Source organism: Pseudoscardovia radai (assembly GCF_002259605.1).
GTDB classification, from domain to species: domain Bacteria; phylum Actinomycetota; class Actinomycetes; order Actinomycetales; family Bifidobacteriaceae; genus Pseudoscardovia; species Pseudoscardovia radai.
In genome coordinates this window covers 51,535-73,241 of sequence record NZ_MWWR01000009.1, presented here as the reverse complement: position 1 = coordinate 73,241, position 21,707 = coordinate 51,535, and the positions used below count along the sequence as shown (strand labels likewise).

The following is a 21,707-nucleotide window of genomic DNA, read 5'->3' as shown; positions in this document are numbered from 1 at the left end:
GAGGATTGGAGGGCCGGGACCCCGGCGGACTGGAGGAGCCGACCATGGATGACGTGACGGGGCGCGCCGTGCGCGCCGGCGCGGCCGACGCCGCGCGGACGGGAGGGGCCGGAGGGCCCGCCGCCAAGGCCGCGGGGAAGGCGGCGGGAAAGCCTGCCGCCAAGGCCGCGGGGAGGGCCGGGAAGGCCGCGGAACCGGCCTCCGCCAAGCCGGCCGCCGGGGCCGGGGAGGCGGTCTCGGCGGCGGACGTGGAGGAGCTGCTCCGGGTCATCGCGTCCCTGCGCGAGCAGGCCGACGCCCTGCGCCGGGAGGCGGACGAGCTGCGCGGCGAGACGGAGTCCCTGCGCGGCGAGGCGGACGAGCTGCGCGGCGAGGCGGAGTCCCTGCGCGGCAAGGCGCGGGAACGCTGCCGGGAGCTCAGGGACCTCGAGATCGACCTCGAGATCCGCCGGGACACGATCGAGCTGTTGGGAAAAGAGCCGGGCGCAGACCCTGACAACCTGTCGAACCGGGAAAGGTCCCTCCTCGCGGACCGGGTCGCCGAACGCACCGGCGAGCCCGTCGGCTCCCTGCTGGCGCGCGTGGGCGTCGCGCGCAGCACGTACTACTACCACAGGCGCGTCAGGGACCTGCCCGACAAGGACGGGCCCCTGCTGGACGAGATACGCGACGTGTTCGAGGCCAGCGGCCGGCGCTACGGGTACCGGCGCGTGTGGGCGGCGCTGCGCCTCAGGGGCACGGTCGTGTCGGCCAGGCGGGTCATGCGCCTGATGACCGGCAACGGTCTGGTGCCCCCGTTCAAGAGCTCGCGCCGCTACTCCTCGTACAAGGGCGAGCTGTCCGACGCGCCCGCGAACATCGTCAACCGCGACTTCCACGCGGACGCGCCCAACAGGCTGTGGGTCACGGACATCACCGAGTTCTCCATCCCCGCGGGCAAGGTCTACCTGTCGCCGGTCATCGACTGCTACGACGGCATGCCCGTGGCATGGACGATCGGGACGAGCCCGAACTCGTCCCTGTCCAACGGCATGCTGCGCAAGGCATGCGCCGCGCTCAAACCGGGCGAGAGACCCGTGATCCACTCGGACCGGGGATGCCACTACCGGTGGGACGGGTGGATCTCGATCTGCGAGGAGAACGGGCTGGTGCGCTCGATGAGCGCTAAGGGCTGCAGCCCCGACAACGCGGCGGCCGAGGGCTTCTTCGGACGCCTCAAGCAGGAGTTCTTCCACAAGCGCTCCTTCGCGGGCGTCTCCCTGCGGGAGTTCATCCGCAGGCTCGACGAGTACATGACGTGGTACCGCGACGAACGCATCAAGACCGAATTCGGCACCAGCATCACCGCGCGGCGACGCGAGCTCGGACTCATGGCATAATGAAAACCAACGACAACGCAGTCCAACAAAACAGCACCACCCCCTACCGGAAAAATGATCAATTAGTAGGCTTACCTCGTTCTCAACGATTTTCAGTCCGTTTTCGGCCATTTTCTGTTCCTTTCGCTCGTTTATGAAGCAACACCGTGTTTTCCGGCGGCGATTTCTTTTCTCAATGGGACCAGATCTCGATCTGATCATGCAGGTCGGCGCAGTCAAGGTCGACGAACCTCAGCGCGGCCGCCTCATCGTCACCGATCCTACCCGGGTCATACCCGACGGACTGGGCATGACGCAACAGACCGAGATTGGCCCTCTTGGAATCCGTGACGGCAACCATCTGATCGGCCAAGCCACGTTTCTCGTAACACGCCTCCAGCTTCGCCAAAGACGATTCGTAATCGTCTATCGCGGCGTCCACCTGGGCAATGCGCTCCTCATGGGAAACATCGACCACCTCGGCCAGCTCCCGGAACTGTGTTTCCTGCAATTGCGCGTTGCGCAGCCAGCACTCCCACTCCGCGGCAAGGGATGACGCGTCATACGGCGTCATACCGCTAACACATGACACGGGCATGGTGGGGAGCGACGAAACCGTGAGCAGCATCGTCATGTCGTCCCTTCCGGAGTCGGTCAGGATGTATTTGTCTTTATACGATGAATCAAGGAACGTGTTTTCATAGGGAGCCGTGACGGACGAGAACGACGACTCCGCTTCCATGGAGGCGCTTTCCGCCGCTTGGCACCGCGTCACCGCATCGCTTTCCAACCGCTGATACTGCGGAAGGCGCGTCACCGCCGCTGTCAGCGTCACGACGACCGCGGCTATCGCTGCGTATTCAAGCCACGAGGTTGTCATGCCCCGTTCCTTTCCGATGCGTCCTGCCAGAAGGTGCCAGTCGTGCCCTCACGGTGTTCCTCCCGGTATTCCTCGACGGCTGCGAGATAGTCGTCTGCACGCAGCGAGAGCAACGACGTCGCAAGATTTCTGGACCAATGATGATCCGGAACACGCATCAGGAGAATCGTCGACATGGATTGCGCAACCCAGCGAAGCCTCTCAAGGCCGTCGCCGCCAGCCAGGTCAACATCCTCCGCGGCAACCGTCATCGCAACAGCGGGTAGCATGGCAAGACCAGCTGCGCCCGACAGGTTTCGGTAGGACGTGACGATATCCGTGATCGAATCACGCCATGCGGGCCATCCGGAAGGTCCGTACGAGGGAATCGTCCCTACCACCGACAGCAGCAATTCCTCGACTTGCTGCGGCATCGCAGGGATATCGGCCGACACGGCGGCATCCCTCCCTGCACCGTTTCCATCCAGTTCGGCAAGCGAAGACAACAAACGCCCTGCGTCGAAAAGGTATTGTTCGGAGAAGCAATCCCATGCCTCGAAATACGATGTTTCCGTAGACGGCTCCGAATCTCGCTCGCCTCGCGTTGCAGAGCCGTTCGTCACATCCGTTGCGGTCTTTGCAACGCCCGCCGCGACGGACGCCGCTTCGGATACCGTGGAGAACGTCCCCCTAGGACGTTCCAACGCCGCAGCATTGTCAAGAGCGAAGCCGTTGACATCCCGAAGGAGCTCGCCGATCGATGCCGCGTCATCCGGCGTCACCGACGCCGAGGGGAGCATGATGTCGATGACGTCTGTGAATCTGCCCGCTAGCACCATCCAGGCAAGATGGTCGGAAACGGCATCGTTCCTACCGAACCGCAGGAAGAGATTGGCAAGAAGAGCCCCGACATCATCCGGCACATCGCCCTCCTGCGCCGAGACGCATCGCATCAGAACCGAAACACACCATGTGTCGAAACCCATGTGTTCGCAATCGGCTGCCATTCGTTCGAGGAAGCTGGACGCCCTGCCCCGAGAGTCCCCGTCGCCGGCCATGAACGAATACAGAACGAGATCGCCCAGTGATGTCTGTCCCAGCAGAGCATACGCCGATTCACAGATGTCGTCGGCGGACGCGGAGACATCCGAGCAGCGATCTGCCAGCGCACGCAGCGCAGCACCTATCGCATGCCCGTCCGCGTAGCGATCCGCCGGCATTCCCGCATTCGATATCATCGTCATACCAATCCCTCCAAAAATGCAATCGTGCCCAGCATCACAGCGATGCAGAACTCAAGAACAGCGCAGAAAGCCGGCAGGACCACGGCCCTCGCGCGAAGCCGCACACCCGCCTCGAACCACGCATACATGACCTCGCCGGGAATCAACGTCGTGCACAGGAACAGGACCAGCGCCGACAGCACAAGGTACGTCAGGAGGAAGGGCGCACCCGCCCCTTCCATTCGCACGGGATCGAACGAATGAACCGCTATCGGAAGTGACAGCACGACACCCACGCCAAAGGCAATGAGCCGTCGCCTCAGATTACGCACTCGCAGCGCCCTGGCATCGTCCGTTTCGGAAAGACGCAACTGTCGCATCAGCAATACGGAGAACGCCACGGTGACGGCAAGCAGGATCGCCGCCAGAAGCAGGATGTGGCGAAGTGTGCAGAACGTGTAGGCGTGGGCGCTTCCCGCTGAAACCGCGTTGACCTGCGCCAGGCTCAGTCGTCCCGAGGGAATGACAGTGTCCTGGATGAACGCCGAGATGATCCTTCCGTACAGGAGCATGCCAACGATGACCAGAAAGTACAGACAGACGGCGAAATAGGAACCCGCTTTCCGGTGGCCTCTCATCCGAAGATAAGGAAAAAGCAGGATGCCCGCGCCACCGGCGAAGAACAACCCCACCAGCATCAGCGCGAACACCGCAGTGGATATGCCAGTCGCCACGGACCGCGGAATCCAAGCGGGCAGGCCGGGCAGGACCGCACCGGTGTTTCCGTTGCCCAGTACGTAGTACGTCAGGGGCGTGTCGAATGCACCGAATGATCCTTTCGATTCCATGAAGGCAAGGCTCCATGTGATGTAGCCGACGGTTATGGCGACGAACGCGGCAACCGCGAGGAAGAAAACCGTCAAGGATGTCTGCCTCTCACCCGGAAGTGCCAGCACGTCCCGACGGTCGACGGCGACGGATGCCACAGATAGCGATCGGGGCGCCTCCGCCGATTGCGTGCGGAAATCATCATTCCTCAGATCCTGGAAACGGCGTCTGTAGTGCGGCGCATCAATCGACTTCCACCAATCCGCCCAATCCTCCGGAAAGGATGATTCACCAGACAGAACCCGGATGCGCATCGTCCACTCATCGGGAGACATGCGCGGACCGCGCACCATGGCCCATAGCGTGCCTTTCACCTGACGCAGCCTGTTGGTGTATGCCGAGGCCTTCGATTCCAGCCACGCGCGTGACACGACGCCGCCGTCGACGACGGGCTCCCATTCGCCGATGGCCTTCCATGCAGCGACCTCTCGCGTGAAATCTTTCGGCTTCCTGGCACACGCATGCCTGCCGTCGCTATCATGTTCCAGTTCCAACCGGAACAGCTCGTGCACCGTGCGGCAGGACCGCCACTCACCCGTGTCGAAGACATACCAATCCCCCGTGATGGGATGACTCACAGGGACTATTCGAGCATCCGGAAGGTTCGCATATTGACGGAGCCGGCCCTTCGACACCTCATGCCAATCGATCGGCATGCCATACCTCCTCGACGGACGACGAATGCCGCAAACATCGGCGACGGAATCGACCCTGCATATCAGAATGCCTTGACCAAGCCATCGGCGGCATCTACATACGCGGATGTCAGGCCATTCAACAGCTCGTTCTTGCAAAGATTAGCGAATTTGCTGGCGCTCTCCTTTGGCGAGGGGGCGCTGCCGCTTCCATTCCACAATGGTTTCGACAGCTGGGCCAAGTCGGATGCTTCATCAAGAGAAAGCGCGACCTTCGCGCTCTTCACCGATGATATTCCCTCCCAACCGTATTGCCGAGCGGCTTCCACAAGAGCATCGCTTTCCGTCGATGAACTCCTTGCAGCGTTACACCAGGCTTTCCAATGTTGTCCAGCTTTCCCGATGGGAAAATCAGAAACGATGTTCTGAATTCCCTTAGTAAGTTCTTGCCGCGACCACCGTGATTTCAGAGATGAGGCTATCTCCTTCGCCTTTCTTTCCGCACTGTTCGCCGATCGCTCAATAGTCGCAGATGCATCGGTACTGACTGAGCGCATGCGTGTAGCGTAATCCCTCAATGCCGCCACATTCCGTGCCGACTGCTTATTGATACGCAAATCGCTCAAGTAGTGTTTCGCCAGCTTCAGACCATCGTTAAGCTGAGTCTCTTTGTTCAGATAACCGCAGAACGACAGACCGTCAGAAAGATTCGACGCCGCTTTCGCATTCCAGAGAAGTTTACCTGCCGGAAGCACACTAAGGAACAGCTGAATATTGTCCGCCGCGTCAGTAACCAGCAGACGGTGAAGGCTGAAACCGTCTTTTACGTTCTCTCTTGTCTGCTTTGCGAGCCATGCGATGACCGCGATAGTTCCTGCTGCGACTACAACCCAACCTCCGAATGCTACAGCAATCAATCCAGCGGCATTAGCTGCAATATTGAGAACCTTCTCTGTCACGTCCCAGCCTTCGCTATAGATTACGCGTTGGAGAGTGGACTCTGACGGCAAATAGTGCTCTGCATCGGCTATGGTGATGGCAATCTGATGACCGTCACTCCTATATGATTCGATGATTTGTTCTGCGTCTCTTCTATCGTTTTCCAAATCAGCGGAATAATTACTAACGAAAGTGGATTGCCGCTGTACAACGTTACGAGCATTGGAGAAATCCTCGGCAGCTTTCCTATACTCAGGGTCATACGTTGACAGTGATTGAAAGTCACTCTGGCTCTTTTCAAATTCCAGTTGCGCTTGTTGCAAAGCGTACAGCTTTTGTTGCAAAGAGTCATATGTCTCCGCGGCTCTAAGCACCACCCTAGTGGCGGAATCAATGTGTGCCCCTAGTTCCCCCTCCCATTTTTCAACAGCAAGATAGACTTCTTCCAAAGCGTTTGCGAATGCACCCAAATCGTTGGACAACGTGTCTGTTTTCCGCAGGAATTCATCAACCCACTGGCCGCGCGATGAGGAAGTCTGATCTGTCAAATTCTGCAATGCGCGTACCATTTCAGCGAAAGTATCGTAGAGCGTTTTATAACGCAACGCGATTCGCGATATCTCATCCGTATCGCCTGGAATCGGATTCGTTGGATACCCCAAAACGTCCCACCGCAGGTTTTCCGCGTTAGTATTCATGCTTTCGCCTTACTCGAAACTATGAATCAATCGTAATTACGTAATTATATGGGCAGGCTTCCGAAAAGTGGGGTATCTTGTCATTGATCAGATTATTTGAAGCACAGCCATATTGGCACGCCATTGCCCGTATCCACAATGATTCCAGACACGACTTAATCATGTCTGCCATTTGCCGAAGCCATCGGCCGGACGCAAGCGACCTCGAGAGCGCACCGAGGGGCACGAGAGAAGCCCATCGGCACAGCACCCCGCCTCGGCACAGTATCCAGGACCCCCACACCAGGACTCCCGCGATCCCGCGCGCGACGCCTCAGTCCGTCCAGACCTCCGTCAGCCCCTTCATATCCCACGATACGGTAAGCCTTTCGCCACCCGGAATCCTCAGACTTCATCCAAAGTTCAACCACGCCGGTACAATGCACAGTGAAAGAAGGGAGTCTTTTCATGAGTACCGCGAGCGCATCATCCGCCTTGCCCGATTATTCCGTGACTTTTGTTCCGCCTCGCGGTTGGAAGGAAACGGACCTGTCGCCCAAGGGACGCGAAAAGCAGATAGACGCCATGGTTGCGCCGCTTGTCGGCAAGGTCGTGCAAGAACAGACGCTTGTTCCAATGCTTCGCGAAGCCCTTCGAACGACGTTGAGGAACGCCTGGCAGTCGGGCGTCAGGTATTCGATTGCCACCACTCCCGAGACATACGCGCCCCTCAACGTCATCGCAAGCTACACGGTGGCGGTGCTTCCTCACGCCGCTCCGACAGGTACGCAGGCCGACGACCTTGAGACGATCGCACGGTCCCTGCTCGACAGGGAATCCGAACCCGACCCCCATGACGGCGACATCGTAGAACTGACGAAGGTCAAGGTCCCTGGCATAGGCCTCGGGGTCCGCGCCGTGACAAAGCTCATGCTCTCGGCACAAGCATCCTCCGACCATTCCGACGAGGCATCCGTGCCTGTTACGACGCTGAGAACATTCCTGCCTTTCGCACGAGGAATCATCGTTGCCACAGGAACCGCCTATCAGGAGATCTACGCAGACGAGCTGGTCGCGCTTTTCGACGCGATGACCCAGACGCTGCGCGCGGTGGATTCTTCATCGACGTCCGCGCAACCATACGACGCAGCATAGGAGCCATTCGAAGACGTTACGGAATTCGGCGAGATAGGGTTCGCGGAATTCCCGGATAGAAAGCAAGGGAGCCTAACATGACGACGAACGCCAATTCCTTCCGCTGGGATGCCGCGGGGTATGAAAGCAACCCGATTCCCGGCGACACCGAACAGGCTGCCGACGTTCTTCGCAGATATACCAATCTGCAGACGTATTTCGAAGACATGGTGACGGCGCTTCGGGGCTTAGAGACGAATCCACGATGACATCCCGCGGACAGTGGTTCAAGGAACACAAGACCCGTCCGCGCCTGATACCACCACATCCGAATCAGCCGACAACGACACGGACGGCACAGGCGCAAACACATCACCGAACAATGGCGGCGGAACCGAAACGTCCCAGTTCGCCACTGACACAGACAATCGCGGTGAGGTCTCCGAGACGCAGTGAGTCTCCAGCCACGACGCTGACGGGAACCCCAGGTTCCAGTTGCATGCTGGAACCTTCGTGTATCAGCCATGTTCCGTTTGCCGAACCGGCATCCATCACCCACGCCTGCCCCATATCGGTCAGTCCGAATTCCATATGGTGCCTCGAAATCTGGTGGCTTGCATCGACAAGCACCACATAGCTGTCGTACCCGGAATCGGGTGCCGGCGGCATACGCCCCACGGTTCCTCGCCGGGTGAAAGCGCATGCCTGGCCGTCAGAGAACTGAAGCTCAAGGACCGTAGCGCCCGACGAAGGCACATCGTACTGGTCGGATTGTTGCCATGCAGCACCCGTCTGTTGCGGCATGGCAGAGCCATACGCCTGGACTTCGGAATCCCATGTCCCGCCCTGAGCCCCCGTAGGAATGACGCCGGGAAAGGTCTGCTCCGGCGCCGCGCCAATCATCTGGGATATGGCATTCCAATCGAGATTCTGGGATTTCCACGGCTCATAGACAGGCGGCAGAACGGGAAGTTCGGAATACATTGTGCAATGGGGGCGATCAGTCCACTGAGGGGCGTCGTCACCCTTCCTGTCCTTCTTCATATCACGCCTCCTTCACCGGCAAAGCGTCAAAATATCCCGTGGATGTGCCGACGCTCTCATCGTAAGCCAATTGAACACTTCCCCTCTGGGAACCAAGGTGTATGAAACCTCTGCCGACAGGTGCTTCGTTCCTCACTTGCGCAGCCCTTAGCCTGCTTCCTATCAGCGTGGCATCGCCGACTTCCTCTGGCCGGAGCAGAATGCCGTTCTCCCGCTTGCGAATTTCGACAGGCCAATCCGAGAAACCGACCCGGTCCTTGGTGCCCATGGTCGCCACAAGGCATGCTTCGGTCCGCGGATCGTCCTCCGCCATCATCTGCTTGAGTGCGTTGCCACCCGGTGCCGAGGCAAACCGCGCGCAATCATCGATCAGGATGAGTGCATCGGGGTCATGCGCATAACGGTCGACCATCTCCGCCGTCAACTCCTGCGGCCGCTTCACCATCTCGATGGTGTCATACTTGTCAAAATCCCTCAGGACGGTACTCCTCGGCGGGGCAACCAGCAGTGTGCGTATTCCCCTCTCCGCCGCAAGACGTGCGATGACGGCAAGCGCCATGCTCTTGCCGCTTCCCTGAGTTCCGAAAATCGGCAGGACGGTCGTCGCCCTATGGTCGAACCACACGACTTCGTTGTCCTCGCCGCCGATGCCAAGAGGCAAAGCCCCTCCGTGCACCGCCATGTCGGTGGAATCGATACTCTGGAGCAACTGTCCCAGACTCAGTTTCTGTGGAAGTTCGCTGATAACAATTGGAAGCTGAGAGGGCGACAGACCATAGTCCCGCTGCTGGAACAGACGCTGGCCCATGGACCGGATATATTCCGTCTGCTGCTGCCCGTCCGCGGTTCCGCCGACCAAGGCAATCTGGATCTCGGCCCCGTCCGGAGATCGGTATCCTCGTCCCTCCGGGACCTTCTCAGGCACATCATGCGATGTCATGCCCACGATGGAATAATCCATGGAATCCACAAGGTGCAACGCCACCTTGGAATTCGCAAGAGTCAGCATCTTCCCTGAGCGCAACGCGCTGTCACCGCTGACAATGAAATGGATGCCGGCTATGGCACCCTCACGCATCATGACCTGAAGCCTGTCGATGATGCTGCCGTTGTCATATGTCTGCAGAACGGAATTCAAACCATCCCACGAATCAATGAGCACGATGATATGGGCGAGATACAGGGCGGGGTTAGCTGCATTGAATTCATCAATGCTGCCGTAGCCACCCGTGGACAGCTGCGCCATGCGACGTGAGCGTTCCATGTCCAGCTTGCGCAGCAGGCGCAGAATCTTTCCCGTCTGCTCGCGCATCACGACGTTTCCGACATTGGGAAGCGCCGACAGGGCGGCCATCGACCCACCACCGCCATCGATACATTGGAATTTCAACTGAATCGGGGAATACAGGACGGACCCCGCATAGGCTATGGTGCGTAGTGCCGTGGATTTTCCACTTCGCGGCGACCCGATGATATACAGGTTGCCCATCGTCGAGGCATCGAAGCAAACAGGGACCTGCGTCTGCTGCCCTGGGAAATCCCCCAATGCATACGGAATACTGACCGAAGCGCCGGAAGATGCCGCAGGCAACGATTCCCACGGGATGTTCGTCGGCAGGGCGGGCAGCCATGGTCTGCGCTGCTCCGGAACACCTATTTCATCCGATGCCTGGATGATTGCCTCCACCAGTACCTTCAGGTCCGTCACGGCGACGTCTCCGTCCGCCCCCTTCTTCTTGGGACGGCTCGGAGCCGCCTTGCCGAGATCCTCAAAGGACATCGTATGCGCGTAGGGTTCCTCGCGGCGAGCCTTCGCGATAAGACTCGGGGCAACGTAGCGACCGCCGACGCGCGCGGTCTGGAACGGAACAAGCGAACTCGATCCCAGTCTGACGACGGCACGACCTGGTGTCGCCTTGCTGATCAGCGCCGCATCCTTCGCATCGATGACATCCTGGCTTTCCGAGGCATCCGTCATGCGAAGAGCAATGCGCAGATTCGTATTCGCGCGAATCTCCGGAGAGACCACGCCCGCCGGCCTCTGCGTCGCCAGAATCAGATGGATGCCGAGGGAGCGTCCACGCTGTGCGATATTCACCAGGCCCTTGACGAAATCCGGAAGCTCACGCGCCAGCGACGCAAACTCGTCGATTACGATCATGAGGCGGGGCATCGGCGGAATCGATGGATTCGCCAAACGCATGTCGCAGTAATCCTCAATATCCTTCGCTCCCACGCCCGACAGCATATGCTCGCGGCGCGTCAACTCGGCCCCCAGCGAATCCAGCGCACGCCGGACCAGATGGTTGTCAAGGTCCGTCACCATGCCCACCGTATGAGGCAGCTTCACGCAGTCCTTGAAAGCAGCGCCGCCTTTGTAATCCACCAGCACGAAATTCATGGCATCGGGTCGGTTCGCTACCGCCAGTGACGCAACCATCGACTGCAGCAGCTCGGATTTGCCCGAGCCAGTCGTGCCACCGACCAGGCCATGCGGGCCGTCCTTCGACACATCGATACTGAACGGACCGCTGACCGACTCGCCGATCGTGCACACCGTCGACCGCGGATGCATATCCCAACGGCTTTCAATCGTCCTCGCATTCGGCTCGGGCATATCCAATACATCCAACAACCTGCTGGAAGACGGAACGCCCATGCTCTCGTCCTCGGGGCTTCCATCCTCGAGGGGAGCCAAGGTCCTAGCCACGGAATCCGTCCATTCGGAGCTCACCATATCGGGTTTGACCCCTGACACGGTGCCCATCACATTGCTTCGAATCGTCAGACCACGGGACGTGGCAAGAACCACGGTCTGGCATTCCTCAGGGAGAAGCCTTACATCGGCGTCAACACACAGCGAGTAGATACCCACCTGCGGCCCCTCCTGCAGGATTCGCACCATGCCTGGCATGGTGCGAAGCATATGCGCATGTTCCATGATGACGACTATGCAGCTGCCCGACCATCGAGACAGGGAACGTTCGCGCTTCTCCCCCAGCCGACGGTCGAGAATGGACACGAGTTCGGAAATGCGCATGGCAAGTTCCTCGGCGGTCACACCAATCGATCTGACGGCATTCCCGCCCGTCATGACCTTCAAATGGGGAAGCCACTGAGCGAAGCGCCAGTCCATGCTGAACATTCGGTCATCCTGCTTATGGGGCGTCAGCAGGTACAGGGCGAGGTCGCGAGTGGAATGCAAGGCGGCCAGCTGGATAACCATCCATTTCGCAAGAAGGAACAGGACTTCTTCCTCCCCCGCGCAACCGATGCAATGGGAATCCACCAAGGAGACGGTGACGGGCACATTGCGCAGCGTCCACTTCTTGATACGGTCAAATTCAATCTGGTTCGGATCCTCGAGGGTCACATGGGATTCGACGTCACCGGTTCCCACACGCAGTCGAAGCCATGCGTCATCCGTCTCACGCCGGTTCCAGAGCATATCCGTCGGAACGACGCAGGCGTCAAAAACACGGGTCGGATCAGGATAGTCCTCGTGAAGTTGAGCCGCTTCTCGTTCCACTGCCTGAGAAGCTTCCTTCCTCATAGCGGATGAAAGCTCCCGGTAATCCCTCATCTTCTCCTTGTAATGTTTATGCGCGGCATGGTTGCCGGAAAAATACGATGACAGCATCATCAAGGGAGACATCGCGGCAAAGATAAGCATCGTATAGCTTTTCGTGAAATACACCATCGCGGCACTCATCACTATCGGTATCAGGCATGGAACGATGGGGATAGGTGATCGCATCGGCTTTTTGGGTTCCACGGGAAGCCGCAGCTTGCGATCCTCGATGGAATCGCCGATCTTCGGAGGGCGTGCATACCTGAGGTGCCCGTCGGAAGACTGCATGTCCACCTTGGTGCCTTCAATACCTTGGGTCACGGCAATCGTGCACTCAGGAAACTCGATAGACTCACCCAGCTGTACTCTGCGCGGGGAGACGACCTCCTCATCATGCACGTAGATGTCGGAATGCATCCTGAACTGACGCTTGCTCCACAGATGCTTTTTCTTGAGCGGTTCGCCTCTGCGAACCGCCGGGATGAGCGTAACGATTCCGTCCTCCGAGACGTCGATGATGGCGTCGATGCCACGCGACGTATGGTCGGGGTCCAGAATCTCGCTGACTCTCATGATTCCGCTTGAGATGTCATAGATATGTCCTGCATCCGCCCCGCTCATGATGCGAAGCTGGAAGGATCCCCTACCTCGCGGAGCCACGATGGATGGATTGACAAGGCCTTCGCCATGAGCGGCATCCGCGGCGAGGGAAATCCACGACCCTTCGTGGATCCCTGCCTCGCCGAATGTCGTCTGTGGCGTCACCACCTGCCCATCAATGGCGATAGCCGGCGGTGCGCCGATTTCCGCGGACATATTCATCAGCGACGGAAGGACGGCTCCGATGGCATCGTCGTCATGCACATCGAGATAGGCGGAGAAGCATGTCTTCGACACCACTCCGCTGATTGTCACAAGTCCCCTCATATCGTATCGTTTCCCCTTTCCCGGCTTCCGTCATGGTCCCCACGAAATCCCTGCGACGCATCTTCGCGTTGCGCCGCCACATTTAATCACCCCGGAAGGCGACATACGGTGGCGTCAGAAAGCGAACGGGCAGTATGGATTCCCGGGAATCATAGATTCGCGCGAAAATCTCCATACCGCCCGTTCGCTGCAATACGCTCCGGCTACTGAAGCTGGCTTGCGAGCTGGGAGTCGAGCTCCTGCATAGCCTGCTGGGCCTTGTTCAGGTAATCGCAGATGCCCTCGAGACCGTTCACGGTCTTGGTGGCGCCATCGGTGAACTCCTGATAGGACTGCTGGAACGCGCCAGAAGCCTTGTCGGTGATGAAGCCGGAGCTCACCAGATCATCGACCTGGGCCTTCAGATTCTGAAGTTCCTGGTTCAGATCGCTCTGTCCCTGCTGCAGGCGGGACACCGTCGCCTCGATATCCGCATAGGACACATTGAGATTGGCCATGATAGCCTCCCCTTCTGTTGATTGTCTTCCTTTATTCGGCCACCGGCGGATGTCGGTGGCACAGATGGTGGCCGATGCCCCTGGGATCGGTGGGATCGGCCAGGGGCATCGGAAGTTGCGCTAGGCGTTCAACGCCTGTCGCTTCCGTTCGTTCCGGCGGTGTCGCAGGGCCGCGATGATCACGACCACGGCGGCGAGCACAATCGCCAGGGCGAGGAACGAGACGATGACCAGCACCAGCTGGTGCCTCATCAGGTACTGCCACTGGCTGGACGCCACCACGATGCCGTCATAGGTGGCGGTGGACGCATTGCCGGCCTCGTCGATGGTCGAGACGGTTACCGAGTGAACGTCGCCGTCGGCCGCCAGCTGCACCACCGCGGTCTGCGGATCGAAGTCGTCGCCGGACCACTGTCCGCGCTGCACGCCGTCCACGCTCACGGTCACCGTCTGGATCCCGAGGTTGTCCTTCGAGGTGGCGTGCACGTCCTTGGAGTCGGCGATGTAGTGCTGGCCGGATTCCACGCCGGCGATGGACGAGACGGGCGCCGTGCCGTCCACGGCGAACTGGATCGCGGCATTGCCGTCGCGGTCGGCGTTCTTGTTATCCATCGTGTTCTGCGAGAGGTTGCCTGCGGTGTCGCGCGAGGTCAGCACCACACGGTAGAAGCCGTCGTCCTTGAAGTTGCTCGCCGGAAGCGTGTACTTCGTGCGGCTCCAGCCCTGGTCGTCGACGGTTTCCTTCTTGTAGTCGCCGTCGCCGAGGGTCTTGGTCTCGGACGTCGTGCCGTTGGACACCACCACGCTCGAATCCTGGGTGTCCAGGCCGGAGACGTTGATCTCGGAGACCTCGACGTCCTGCGCCTGCTTGATATACGTTCCCACGATGTCGGAGGTATCGCCTTCGAACAGGTAGGTGGAGCCGAAGCGGTTGACGGAGAAGGTCACCGCCTTATGCGTGGAGTTACCCGCCAGATCGGTGTAGGTGGCCTCCAGCGTGTAGACGTCGTCATCCTCCACCTCATGCGGGAAATCGGTGTAGCTGACCGTCTGCGTGCGGTCGGCGTCGCTCTTGAGGTTGGTGGACGTGAGCTTCGAGGCCACGTTGCCGCGGCGCACGCCCTTGAGCGTGTAGGTCAGCGTCTGGACGTCGGCGTTCTTGTCGGTCGCCTGGATCTCAGGAATCACGCGGTCGGCGTAGGCGGTCTTGTCGGTCACGTTCGTGATGTCGAGCGTCGGGTCGGTCGCATCGATCACGAATTCCGGCGACGACACCTCGTCCGACACATTGCCGGCCAGATCGGTGACATGCGCGGTGATCGTATACGTGCCGTCGGCGGCGAAGTCGACTGTAGCGTTCCACACCTGGTCGCCGTTCGCATCGCTCCATCCGGAGGAGGCGGGGCCAGGCTGGCCGGCGGCGTCGGCATCCGTCGTGACGATGGGCGAGGCGGTGGCCGAGGTGTCGAAGTTGCGCTCGGTGGCCGTCAGCGTGGCCACGCGGGCGGCGTCGTAGTACTTGCCGTTACGCACCGCGTTGTTGTCGAAGGTGAGCGTCAGCACCGGCTTCGTGGTATCGACGATGAAATCGTCGTTCCATGCGGCGGTGCGGCCCGCCACGTCGGTGAAGCTCGCGGACGACACCCATTCGCCGTCCTCGGCGCAGTCGAACTGCGCGATCCACGTCTTGCCGTCACCGCTCGGATTGGTGAAATCGGTGCGGCGCAGGGTGTAGGGCTGGCCGTCGCGCGTCAGCGTGACGATGCCGTTCGCCGGGTCCTGCACGCGGCTGAAGCGGAAGGTGGATTCGGTGAGGGTCACGGTCATGTGGCGGCCGGCGTTGTAATACTTGCCGTTGCGCACATCGTTGTTGTCATAGGCCACGGACAGCGTCGGGGCCTGGGTGTCCACGACGATGTCCGTCAGGCCCAGCACCTGGTTGTCGGCGGTCGTCTGGAATCCGGTGTAGTCGGAGAGCACGCTCGTGGTCGCCCAGTTGCCGGCCGCGTCACTGATCTTCACGCTCGTGTTGCCCAGCGACAGGCTCTGGCCGTCGCCGGAGAAGGAGAAGGAGATGGCGCCGTTCGCGGACACCGGGTGGGGCTCCGAGCCGTCGAGCTTGGTGAAGCCGTAGTCTGCGAAGGCCACCGTGCGGTCGTCCACTCCGGAGACGCTGTCGGTGACGCCGTTGATTGTCACGGTGACGGGCTGCGTCTGCACGTTGAGGCTTCCGTTACGGATTCCCGGGTTCGACAGCGTCAGCGAGCCGAGGGTCGGGGCCGTCCAGTCGAGTACGATTTCGCCGCCGTGGTTGTTGTTATAGGCGCCCTTGATCGCATCGGCCTGGCCGCTCTTGATATCCGGATAGGTCACCGTGAAGTTGTAGTGCCCCTCCACGGACTTGGCGATGGGATAGGTGCCGCCTTGGTTCCACAGATCGTTGACAGTCGGCTGGTCGCCGTCCGCTCCCTCGCCCTTGGTCAGGGTGGAAACCGAGGTGCCGCCAAACAGCGCCTGCGTGAACTTATGCCAGTCGTCCTTAACCGTAAACGTCGCCGTCACACCGCCACGGAAGTAGTAGTGCTCTTCCGTGGACGCGGGGTTGCCCGACTGGTTCTCCACGTCCAGGGACTGGACGCTCGGCTGCTGGTAGTGATCGCCGAGCACGAGGATGGACGAGCTGTCCTTAAGCTGCGTGAGCTGAGGGTACTGCTTGAGCAGCAGCTGCCTGAGGGTCTGGCTCTTCTGCGCATCGTCCTTCGGATTGCCGTTCTTGTCGGTAAAGGTAACGGTGATGTTGTCGAGGTCATAGATGCCGGTGTTGCTCAGGGTAACGGTCATCGTATGCGGGTCAGACTTCGGACCATCGGTGCCCGTGGGATCGCCATCCTCATTCGTGCGAACTATCGCGGAGACGGTGCCGCTCGCGACACCATAGGTTCCGGAATCGTCGGCGCTGCAGTCATGACCCGGGTAGCAGTCGTAGCCGGTGACGGTGAAGGTCAGCGGACCATTGACCACAAGGACATCCTTGTTGGAGGAACCGACCGGGACGTCCTTGGCCTCCCTGCCCTGGGAGATGGCACCCAAGATGCTGTCATCGGCGGTCGCCTTGACGGTCGGCGCCGTGGTGTCGACGATATGATCGCCCGTGTCTTTCCACGAGAGGATGTCGGCTGCGGGCTCGGCGATATCGTACTTGCCATCGTTCAGCGCAATCATGTGAATGAACTTGCCACCGGTCATCTCGGAGGCCTTCACGACGTGGGATGCCGAATCGCCATCATAGGTCTGATAGGTCAGCAGGTCGTCGCTCTCTGCGAGCATATCCCACGCCACGTCCGCACCCGCAACCGACTTGGTCTCGATGGAAAGCGTGGTGCCGTCAATCCTCGCCGTAGCGAGATTGTTGAAGTCCACATCCTTGCGGCTTGCGATATACAGCTTATCGGCACCACCCAGCTGGTCGCCGAGAATCTCCTTCAGCGTCTCCGACTTCTGGTTACCGGCCTTATCCGTGGCAATGGCGGTGATCTCGTTCACATCGTATGTGCCATCGGGAAGCGTCGCGGTGAAACTGGAGCCGGTTGCGTCGGGAATCTTCTGCTCGTTGCCGTCAGAATCGGTATACGTACCCTTGAACGTCAGGCTGGCCACGCCGGATGCCATACCGTTGGGATCCGAATCCGTGGCCGAAATCGTCACATTGTGACTGAAAGCGGCATTGCGCTTGATAACGGGCTGTTCGGAAGCGGAATTCGAGCTGATCTTCGGCGCCTGCGCATCAATGATATAGGTGACCGATCCGGAGGTGACGCCGGGGAAGGCCTTGGCATTCAGGGCGATGGCGTATTGCCCGTCGTTTTGCGGGCCGCCGGAAATCGTCTGCACGGGCGACTCTTTGCCATTCTTCAGGAACCAGTTGGCATTGCCGATAGCCGCCTGTCGATCTGCCAGTGCGGGATCGGTAATCGTGAGCCTGAGAGCCCTCGCATACTGGGTACCGGGGTTGGTGCCCTTCGGGACGATGTCGATGGGGTCTCCGTCGGTCGTGGGGTCTCCACGCATCGGCACCACCGTGGCCTTAATGCCGCTGATCGGATCAAGGTCGATGGTGGTGGGCGCATTCTCGACAGTACCGAGAACGACGGAATCCACGGGATCGCCGGCGGTCATGGTGTTATCGGCGTCGCCGGGGGTTGTGCCATCGGTCGGGGTGGCGCTATCGGTCGGCGTGGCGCTATCGGTCGGCGAAGCGGTATCAGTCGGCGTGGCGGACGACGTGGAAGACGACGTGTCACCGGTGGTATCCGATGCCTTGGCCGGAACGGCCTTGTAGATGCCGGACACCGTGATGCCGCTCGTCTTGTACTGCTTGAAGGAATTGGAAGTCAGCGTCACGTAGGCGGTCGTGATGGTCCCGTTGTCGTTCTTGTTGCCGGGGGCGATGGTCAGCTGCTCGGGCGTGGCCGTCTGGTCGGTGCCGTCGGCGTTCTTGTACGTCGCCGCCGGCTTCTTGCCATCGGCGTCGCTGAAGGTGTAGCCATCGGCGAGCGTCAGGGTCAGCTGCACGCTTGCCTCGGACGGATCTGCGCCATCGTACGTCGCGCCGGCAATGACAATGCCGTTGGCGGCGAGCGTGGTGTTCGGGTTGGACGACGTCATGACTCCGCTCACCACAACAGCGGGCTGCTCGGGTTCATCGGTTCCCGTGGGGTCGGAGCTCGGCGTCGGATCCGCGGTCGGCGTGGCGGTGTCGCTCACGGACGGGCCGGCGGACGGCGTCGGCGTCTGCAGAAGCGCAGACAGCGGATGCTCCGCCGACGACGGGTCGGTTGTCACCGTCGACGTCGAGGTGAAATCCTGGTCGGCCGTCGCATGATCGAGCTGTGAGCTCAAGGCGGCGCACGTCAGGGTGCCTGACAGGCAGATCATGGCCGCCCACGTAATAGCAGTGCGAGTCCTCATCGCCTGCCTCCCTTCTTCTTCCTGCCGTTAGCCAGAACGGTAGGAGCTTCGTCTTCGGAATCGTCTGTATTATCTGCCGCGCCCTGCGGAACGTTCGCATCCTCGGCATCGGAATGCCACAGGATGGTCGGCGCGGAATCCTCGTCATCATCGGCGTCGACCGTCTGCCTCACGCCGTGCTTGCGGATTCCCGCGAGCACGGTCGGCGCGTCATCGTCGTCGGATGCATCGTTTGCCTTCTTCGCGGCGGAACGCTTCGACCCGCGCTTCGCCAGAACGGTCGGCGCGGAATCCTCGTCGCCTCCGGCGAGCTCGGTCAGGTAATCGTCATCCTCTTCATCACCGCGGCCGGCCAGAACGGTCGGCGTGGAATCGTCTTCCTCATCGCGCCCTGCGAGCGTGGTCGGGGTGTAATCCTCGACCTCGTCGTCGTTGGACGCCGCGCGCTTCCTGCGCTTCTTGGCAAGGGAGGTTCGCGCGAGCTCGGTTTCGGAGGAATCGTCGATCTCGGCGTCGGAGTTGAGAGACGTCGGCGCGCCGGGGTTCCTGTCACGATTGCCCGCAGCGGACTTCGGCGTGCGGGTGCGCTTGGTGGGCTGCTTCACCTCATCGGCGGACTGCTCGCGCGTGGCGCGCTCCGCCGGACGCGAAGACACACCCGTTTCGGCGCGCAGCTCGTCCTCGACCGGATCGAGCCAGGTTCCCACTCGGCTCGAGCGCAGGATCTCGATCTCGCGCTCCCTGTCCTGGCCGTTCAGTGCCTGATGTGCCTGGCGCACGCGCAGCACGCGCCAGACGATGGCCGCCGCGATGAAAAGCACGGCAGCGGCGACGAGAAGAATGATCTCAAGCGTTTTCCAACCTGTGTACGTCATGCTTCGTTTCCCTTCTGGCCGGTGACGTCGATGAAGGCGTTCTCAATGGCTGTGGTGGTGGCGTCCTTCGAATCGATGGCGCGCTTCCTGTTGTTCTCCTGGGTGGAGTCGCTGGCGTTCACGGTCGTGCCCTGCGCCAGGTCCACCGCACTCTGGGCGAGGGCGAGCATATCGTCCTTGCTGATTCCCTCGGCGCGGAAGTTGCGCGGATACGTCTGGAGTGCGTAGAGGGTGAGGTTCGCCACGTCGAGCCTCATAACGGGGTTCGTTTCATCCTGGCTGTTCTCCACGAGCTTGCGCAGCTCCTCGAAGTGCTTGCTGTAGCCTGAATCGGTGCCCTGCTTGATCTTCGCGTCGATCTGCGTCATGAAGTCGGCGATCTCGGCGTAGACCGCGGCCTTGTCTTTGATGTCGGCCGTGGAATCGGCGGCGTTGTGCATCCACTGCGAGGCGGCGCGCACCCTCAGGCCGCGGGCCTGCTCGTCGGCCTCGGCGGAGGTTGCGGACGACGACGCGGACGCGACGGCGGAATCCGGGGTGTAGAAGTACCAGTACATCAGGCCGGTGTCGTATGACAGCGTGCCCCAGTTGTCGCTGTTCTTGGAGAGGTCCTGCGTGTTCTCCACGATCAGCGTGTTGAAGGTCTGCTCCTCGCTGGTCGAGAACTGTCCGTCGTTTTCGTACAGGGCGATCAGCTTCTCGTACGGCTCGATGGAATCGGACTTGGCCTTGGTGGCGTTCCTGTAGGCCTGCTCGGCGGCGGCATCGTTCGTGCTCTGCGCGCCCGTCTGCATCCAGTAGTCGTAGTCCTTGTTCCTGCTGGCGTTGCCGGCGGGGATGCAGGCCAGGCCGAGGACGAGGCAGACCACGGCGGCGATCACGAGGCCGTTGAAGATCCTCACGCGGCGCCTGAAGGCGCGGTTATGCGCGGCGTCGCGGTCACGATAATGACGCAGGGCGTAGGCCATCTCCGCGCAATCGGCGTAGCGCTTGTTCGGGTCCTGCTGCGTGGCCCTGAGGATGACCTCCTCGAGACCCTCGGACAGCGAGGGGTCGATCTGGCGGATCGGCTTCATCGGGTTCGTGTGCGGGTTGACGCCGGTGAGCAGATAGAACAGCGTGGCGCCCAGCGCATAGATATCGGTGCGGGCGTCGATGGGGGCGCCGTCCTCGAACTGCTCCGGCGCGCCGAAGCCCTGGGTGCCGAGGGGGCGGGGGTCACCCAGCAGCGTGCGGCCTTCGGTTCCCTTGCCGGGGATCTCGCGGGCGATGCCGAAATCGATGAGGCGGATGGCGCCGTCGGGCGTGAGCATGACGTTCGACGGCTTGACGTCGCGGTAAATGATGGACGGGTTGCGGCGATGCAGGTAATCGAGCACGTCGCAAAGCTGGACGCCCCAGTCGGCGACGACCTGCTCGGACTGCGGGCCCTTCTTCGTCACGAGGCGGCTGAGGGTGCGGCCCTCGACGTAATCCATGACGATGTAGATTTCGTCGGCGTTCTTCGCGTCCGTCTGGAACAGATCGACGATTCGCGGAATGGCCGGGTGGTTGAGGCCCTTGAGCAGGTTCGCCTCGTTGACCAGGCCCTTGATGATGACGTCACGCTGCTCGGCGTCGCCGACGGTGCGGATCTCCTTGAGCGCCCACTGCTTGTTGAGCTTCGTATCGGTCGCAAGATAGACGGTCGACATGCCGCCGTGACCGATCACCTTGTCGATCCTGTACCGCCCGGCTATCACTTCTCCTACCCCAGCCATAGGTGTGCCCCTCGTCTCGTGGATATCTTCTCACTATATGTACTCCAACATAATGTTTTCAAGGGACAATTGGCCTGTGGGAGCGGGGTGGGGCGGGCGGTGGAATGGGAGTCTGGTGCGAGGCAGGGTGCGGGGTGAGTGGCAGGCGGCGAAACGGGATGGAATGCGTGGTGAAGCTGGGCGGAGCGCGTGGAGCGCGATGGAGCGAATGGCGGGGACGAACGGTGGAGCGGGGCGGAGCGGGGCAGCTCGCGAATCGGCATGCGGAGTCGCGGACCTGGCATACCGTTCGCGAATGCGGCAGTGCGGGGGACAGGCGCGTGCAGTGGAACTGGGAATCGTACGTGCAGCG

At 60.8% G+C, this 21,707-nt stretch carries 13 protein-coding genes; 3 read left to right on the top strand and 10 right to left on the bottom strand.

Annotated elements, in window-relative coordinates:
- Positions 1-1,379 (top strand): IS3 family transposase (locus PSRA_RS06225; protein WP_158216343.1); only part of this gene is annotated, 1,379 nt, incomplete at its 5' end.
- A 172-nt stretch (positions 1,380-1,551) separates the two neighbouring features.
- Here PSRA_RS06225 and PSRA_RS06220 read toward each other — a convergent pair.
- The 4 genes from PSRA_RS06220 to PSRA_RS06205 form a co-directional block, all read right to left on the bottom strand.
- Complete coding sequence (locus tag PSRA_RS06220) at positions 1,552-2,238, bottom strand: hypothetical protein (RefSeq protein ID WP_094661044.1); 687 nt, start codon at positions 2,236-2,238, stop codon at positions 1,552-1,554.
- Positions 2,235-3,461 carry a hypothetical protein gene (locus tag PSRA_RS06215; RefSeq protein WP_094661043.1) on the bottom strand — a complete coding sequence of 409 codons (1,227 nt, stop codon included), beginning with the start codon at positions 3,459-3,461 and terminating at the stop codon, positions 2,235-2,237. Before PSRA_RS06215 ends, PSRA_RS06220 begins: the two co-directional genes overlap by 4 nt.
- Positions 3,458-4,984 (bottom strand): hypothetical protein, encoded by a 1,527-nt coding sequence (locus PSRA_RS06210; RefSeq protein WP_094661042.1) that lies wholly within the window; start codon positions 4,982-4,984, stop codon positions 3,458-3,460. Before PSRA_RS06210 ends, PSRA_RS06215 begins: the two co-directional genes overlap by 4 nt.
- Positions 4,985-5,046: 62 nt before the next feature.
- Positions 5,047-6,600: a hypothetical protein gene (locus PSRA_RS06205; RefSeq protein WP_094661041.1), complete on the bottom strand. Its 1,554-nt coding sequence runs from the start codon at positions 6,598-6,600 to the stop codon at positions 5,047-5,049.
- A 447-nt stretch (positions 6,601-7,047) separates the two neighbouring features.
- Between PSRA_RS06205 and PSRA_RS06200 the strand changes: the two genes are divergently transcribed.
- Positions 7,048-7,734 (top strand): hypothetical protein, encoded by a 687-nt coding sequence (locus tag PSRA_RS06200; RefSeq protein ID WP_094661040.1) that lies wholly within the window; start codon positions 7,048-7,050, stop codon positions 7,732-7,734.
- A gap of 77 nt (positions 7,735-7,811) precedes the next feature.
- Positions 7,812-7,982 (top strand): hypothetical protein, encoded by a 171-nt coding sequence (locus tag PSRA_RS09380; RefSeq protein WP_158216342.1) that lies wholly within the window; start codon positions 7,812-7,814, stop codon positions 7,980-7,982.
- Positions 7,983-8,085: 103 nt separating this feature from the next.
- On the opposite strand, the gene PSRA_RS06195 is transcribed toward PSRA_RS09380, so the two are convergent.
- The 6 genes from PSRA_RS06195 to PSRA_RS06170 form a co-directional block, all read right to left on the bottom strand.
- Complete coding sequence (locus tag PSRA_RS06195) at positions 8,086-8,757, bottom strand: FHA domain-containing protein (RefSeq protein ID WP_094661039.1); 672 nt, start codon at positions 8,755-8,757, stop codon at positions 8,086-8,088.
- A 1-nt stretch (position 8,758) separates the two neighbouring features.
- The gene (locus PSRA_RS06190) at positions 8,759-13,243 is read right to left on the bottom strand and encodes an FtsK/SpoIIIE domain-containing protein (protein WP_158216341.1); all 4,485 of its coding nucleotides are present in this window, start codon (positions 13,241-13,243) and stop codon (positions 8,759-8,761) included.
- A gap of 215 nt (positions 13,244-13,458) precedes the next feature.
- Positions 13,459-13,752 carry a WXG100 family type VII secretion target gene (locus PSRA_RS06185; protein WP_094661037.1) on the bottom strand — a complete coding sequence of 98 codons (294 nt, stop codon included), beginning with the start codon at positions 13,750-13,752 and terminating at the stop codon, positions 13,459-13,461.
- A 120-nt stretch (positions 13,753-13,872) separates the two neighbouring features.
- Complete coding sequence (locus tag PSRA_RS06180; protein WP_143516363.1) at positions 13,873-18,720, bottom strand: hypothetical protein; 4,848 nt, start codon at positions 18,718-18,720, stop codon at positions 13,873-13,875.
- Positions 18,717-19,595, bottom strand: coding sequence for a hypothetical protein (locus PSRA_RS06175; RefSeq protein WP_094661035.1), 879 nt, complete (start codon positions 19,593-19,595; stop codon positions 18,717-18,719). The genes PSRA_RS06180 and PSRA_RS06175 overlap by 4 nt, the downstream gene beginning before the upstream one ends.
- Positions 19,592-21,355 (bottom strand): serine/threonine protein kinase, encoded by a 1,764-nt coding sequence (locus PSRA_RS06170; RefSeq protein ID WP_094661034.1) that lies wholly within the window; start codon positions 21,353-21,355, stop codon positions 19,592-19,594. The genes PSRA_RS06175 and PSRA_RS06170 overlap by 4 nt, the downstream gene beginning before the upstream one ends.
- Positions 21,356-21,707: the final 352 nt, after the last annotated feature.